The following is a 1534-nucleotide window of genomic DNA, read 5'->3' as shown; positions in this document are numbered from 1 at the left end:
GGCCCGTACCGGTCCTCGGCCGACCGGCACCGGCCGGCGCCCCGGACGGCAGGATGGCAGGACGGCTGCTCGCGGCATGACATGACCGAAGAGGGAACGACGACACCTGAGGGGACAACTATCACCAATGGTGACATGAGGGCATCATGTCCACTATGTCTTGGCGGCGCGGAGTAGAGGTGATCCCGTGGGCGGTCATCGTGATCGCGGTGGTCGCCGATCTCGTGACACCGGCGGACGTCAGCACCGCCCCGCTGCTGGCGGCCGCGCCGGTGACGGCGGCGCCGCTCAGCCGGACCCGCACCATCGTCGGTGTCGGCCTGGCGGCGATGATCGTCCATGCCTTCCTCGCCGCCGTCGACCACACGTTCGGCTGGCGGCTCGGGGTCGCCAACCAGGTGACGCTCGCCGCGGTGACCGTGCTGGCCGTCGGCCTGCACCGCATGATGCGCCGCCGCGAGGAAGGCGCCCTACGGGCCCAGCGGGTCGCCGAGGTCGCCCAGAGAGCCGTCCTGCCGACGCCTCCGCCCCGCATCGGCGCGCTGGAGATCGCCGCGTCGTACATCGCGGCCGAGGACGAGGCCCTCATCGGCGGCGACTTCTACGCGGTGAGGGACACCGCCCGCGGGACCCGCGCGATGATCGGCGACGTACGGGGCAAGGGGATGGCCGCGGTGCAGGCCGCCTCCGTGATGGTGGGCGCCTTCCACTCCTACGCCGACTACGCCGGGGACGTGACGGAGCTGGCCGGCTGGCTCGACCGCCACCTGGAACGGGAGGGTGAGCGCCGGGCCGGCCTGGAGCAGTCGGAAGGTTTCACCACCGCGCTCCTGATCGAGTTCGACCCCGTGTCCCACACCGTGTCCCTGCTCAACCGCGGGCACCCGGCGCCGCTGCTCCTTGACCCCACGGGGCGCGTGCGGCCGCTCGACCCCTCCGAGGAAGCCCCTCCCCTGGGCATGACGGTCCTCGGGGTCGTCCCCGCGCCCGTCGACCGGTTTGTCTTCCCGCCCGGCTCGACGCTGCTGTGCGTCACGGACGGGGTCACGGAGGCGCGGGACCCGCTGGGGCGCTTCTACCAGCCCGAGCACAGGCTCTCGCTCCTCACCCACCGCCGCCCTCTGGGCCCGGCCCATCTGCTGCGCGTCCTGGCGGAGGACGTGGAACGGCACAGCCACGGACGGCCCAAGGACGACCAGGGCATTCTCGCGATCACCCACGCGCGGGAACCCGCGACCCCGTGACCTCGCGCCGGACGCACGGCACGCGCACCCACCGCGCCGGCCCGCCCCTCGCCCTGACGGGCAGCCAGCTCCTTCCGGGTAGAGCACGACTGGGCCTGTTCACACCCTTGTTCACCTCGGTACCGTCCGGCTTCCCGCCCCCGCCGACACCCGCGGTCGTCGCGCTCGGAGCGCTGGGAACCGGGCTCGCCGCGCCGCTCCGGTACGGCCTCGTCCAGGAGGTCGGCCCCACGACGTCACCGACGGTGACCTGCTTCGTCCCGGTCGTCGCGACCGCCGCCGACGTGCTC

1 protein-coding gene and 1 pseudogene are annotated in these 1534 nt (G+C 73.2%); both read left to right on the top strand.

Annotated elements, in window-relative coordinates; translation table 11 throughout:
- The first annotated feature begins 146 nt into the window (after window positions 1–146).
- A complete protein-coding gene (locus tag IH13_RS0131345; protein WP_031089642.1) occupies window positions 147–1244 on the top strand; it encodes a PP2C family protein-serine/threonine phosphatase in 1098 nt (365 codons plus the stop codon).
- A gap of 47 nt (window positions 1245–1291) precedes the next feature.
- Window positions 1292–1534 (top strand): annotated as a pseudogene (locus IH13_RS45245) (EamA/RhaT family transporter); the annotation flags it as partial.

Source organism: Streptomyces sp. NRRL WC-3549 (genome assembly GCF_000721935.1).
In the GTDB taxonomy this organism is placed as follows: domain Bacteria; phylum Actinomycetota; class Actinomycetes; order Streptomycetales; family Streptomycetaceae; genus Streptomyces.
The sequence above is the reverse complement of the archived record's forward strand: the minus strand, read 5'-3'. Positions and strand labels throughout refer to the sequence as shown.